Source organism: Halobacillus sp. BBL2006 (assembly GCF_000786645.1).
Classification (GTDB): Bacteria; Bacillota; Bacilli; order Bacillales; family Halobacillaceae; genus Halobacillus.
Window position 1 is genome coordinate 1 of sequence record NZ_JRNX01000446.1, and the last position, 2,503, is coordinate 2,503.

5 protein-coding genes are annotated in these 2,503 nt (G+C 44.0%); all 5 read right to left on the bottom strand.

Annotation, left to right across the window (positions count from 1 at the left end; translation table 11 throughout):
• On the bottom strand, window positions 1-223 hold a 223-nt coding region (csrA, locus tag LD39_RS13390), incomplete at its 3' end, for a carbon storage regulator CsrA (protein WP_035547753.1).
• On the bottom strand, window positions 210-665 hold the full coding sequence (gene fliW / locus LD39_RS13395; RefSeq protein WP_035547756.1) for a flagellar assembly protein FliW: 456 nt from the start codon (window positions 663-665) through the stop codon (window positions 210-212). The genes csrA and fliW, both read right to left, overlap by 14 nt.
• A gap of 24 nt (window positions 666-689) precedes the next feature.
• Entirely contained in the window at window positions 690-1,241 is a 552-nt protein-coding gene (locus LD39_RS13400; RefSeq protein WP_035547759.1) for a DUF6470 family protein, read from the bottom strand.
• Window positions 1,242-1,286: 45 nt separating this feature from the next.
• Complete coding sequence (gene flgL, locus LD39_RS13405; RefSeq protein WP_035547762.1) at window positions 1,287-2,162, bottom strand: flagellar hook-associated protein FlgL; 876 nt, start codon at window positions 2,160-2,162, stop codon at window positions 1,287-1,289.
• An 11-nt stretch (window positions 2,163-2,173) separates the two neighbouring features.
• Window positions 2,174-2,503: flagellar basal body rod C-terminal domain-containing protein (locus tag LD39_RS13410; RefSeq protein ID WP_035547765.1), on the bottom strand; the 330-nt coding region annotated here is incomplete at its 5' end.

Genomic DNA, 2,503 nt, shown 5'->3' on the forward strand with positions numbered 1-2,503 from the left:
CTTTTTTATTGTTTTTTAACAAGTCCATTAGATTATCAGAGAACGATGCAGCTGCTTCATTCTCTTCCTGAATCGCTAAGTAAATCTCTTTCCGATGAATTTCCATATTCGCAGGAGCATCAATCCCAATCCGCACTTGATTACCTTCAATGGATAAAACTTTAATTTCGATATCATCACCGATTTTGATCGATTCGTCTTTTTTTCGATTAAGGATGAGCATGTTGGCCACCTGCTTCCTCATGAACCTCAATCGAATGCTTCGTATGATAATCGGAGTTGTTCAAGATCAACTGTTTCGCGTGTTGATTTTTCCCATTAATGACGATTGGCGCTTGCAAATTAAGTGTGGATGTTTTGAAAGGATCACGGATTGTCATCACCGAGTACAGCTCCACATCCTTAGCCTCTTTCAAATCCAGCTCCTGCTTCGTTTGTTCATCGATGTCAAAGGCATAGTCCTTAAAGAACACGTAAGGATTCACGACAATAAACGCAAGTCCCGCATCTTCGACAGACTGCAGAACCCTATAAACAGGAGCATCCTCAAGGAGAAGCACGACAAACTTTTTATATTCCTTAAATCCTGGTAAGCCATGGATAATTACAACGATCTGCTCTTCTTCAACTTCCACCTTGCCAAAATAATTCGTTTCAATTTCCATCTGATAACTTCCTTTGTGAAAAAATTAAATTTTCCAATCGATTCGGACCTCGGAATGCTGAGCGAGCGTGACATCGACGTTTCCTCTTTGATAGCTGAACTGCGGGTATCTCGGCGTATGTTCAATGATCGGTGCATTCGGCTTCACCTGAATATCAGCTGGGGTCGCATCATAGGAAACTTTCACCAAGTCATACCCTGGCGTATCCCCAGGTTGATACGTAAAATCCATAACCGCGTTTCGCTTCGCCTGCTCGGCAATCGGGTTTCCTTTGTTCTCGATCCTCATCAGTTCATCACCTTCACGTGCGGTTTGCCCCACACCTTCGAGCCATTTCTGGTTGGAATAATCCGCGAATTCTTCCGCTCGTTCAAACACCGTCTTCAAGTGCAGATTTCTCCATGCATTCGATTGATCAATCGTCAGGTTTCCCGGGCGTTGACGAATAGACAGATCCGATTCCGGCTGCTGGATGCTCTGCTCGGCCTTCATCTGCTTGTACTCATGTACCGCAGAATTCGTTTTCAGATTCAGTTTTGCGGGCTGTGTTTGCACTTGCAATTGAGGAATGGCCATCATATCCTCTCCTTATAAAGAAAAGCTACCTGAAGTCAGATAGCTTTATCGTAAAAAGTCCATTAAAGTCGGTTGAATGATTCGAGCACCTACACCCATTGCCGCTCGGTGTACACTTTCCTGCGTCTTCAAGTCTGTGATGACTTTTTCTAAATCGGCGTCTTCATTTTCAGACATCATTTTAGCTGCAGAGACTTTTTGAGTTTCTAAACGATCTTCGATGAGTTCGACTCTGTTCATTCGTGCACCAAGGTCTGCACGTGCATTCACAATGTTGTTAATGTCTTCATCAAACGTCGAGATATAAGCTCCTAGCTCTTCTTCGGATGCACCACTTTCTAAGCCGGAAGCAAAGTTTTCAAGCTCCTCAAACAGCTCTTGTTCAAACACCGGTTCAGGAGTAACATTACTTTTCAAATTCACTCCAGCTGACACTGAAATATTCACATCACTATTGTCTGCCGCGACCGTAAAGTTGTCCATATTGACAGGAGCAGCTGTCGTATTCGATCCGTTAAAGATGTATTTGTTGTTCACTTTCGTATTAGCAATCGTGCCAAGATGTTCTTTCAGCTGGCGGATTTCCTTGGCGATATTTTCCCGTTGCCCCGTTTCATAGGTCCCGTTACTCGCTTGAACAGTAAGTTCACGCACCCGCTGCATCGCTTTTGTTGCTTTATCAAGCGCGGAATCGCTATTGTCCATCCAATTATGTACTTCCGCAATATTTCGTTGGTATTGCTTCACTTCTGTCAGCTGGGAACGGTAGTCGATCCCCTTCATCGCCACAACCGGATCATCGGAAGGACGGGAGATCTTTTTACCTGTTGACAGCTGCTCCTGATACTTGCCCAAATTATCATAGCTTTTGCTCAAGTTTCTCAGCATATTATTCGAAAGCATACTTTGTGTGACGCGCATCTTTTATTCCCCTACCTTCCTACTCGACCCATTTGGTTAATGACTCGGTCAATCATTTCGTCCACGACCGTAATATTTCTAGCAGCGGCATTGTATGCATGCTGAAATTTCACCATATTCGCCATTTCTTCATCCAATGAGACGGAGCTGACGGACTGACGCTGTTGTTCCACAGACTGCTTCAAAACATTTGTGTTATTGACCATGCGGTTCGCTTCTTGTGTATTAACAGCCATTTCTCCAATAACTCCCTGATAATAGTCATTGAATGTCGACGTGCCGCTTGCCTGATCATAGTCCAGCTGAACCGAGCCAACTTCACCAAGGTTTAACGCATTTTC

Coding starts and splice junctions, on each gene's coding strand:
- fliW (WP_035547756.1), bottom strand. CDS start 665: ATGGAAATTGAAACGAATTATTTTGGCAAGGTGGAAGTTGAAGAAGAG.
- LD39_RS13400 (WP_035547759.1), bottom strand. CDS start 1,241: ATGGCCATTCCTCAATTGCAAGTGCAAACACAGCCCGCAAAACTGAAT.
- flgL (WP_035547762.1), bottom strand. CDS start 2,162: ATGCGCGTCACACAAAGTATGCTTTCGAATAATATGCTGAGAAACTTG.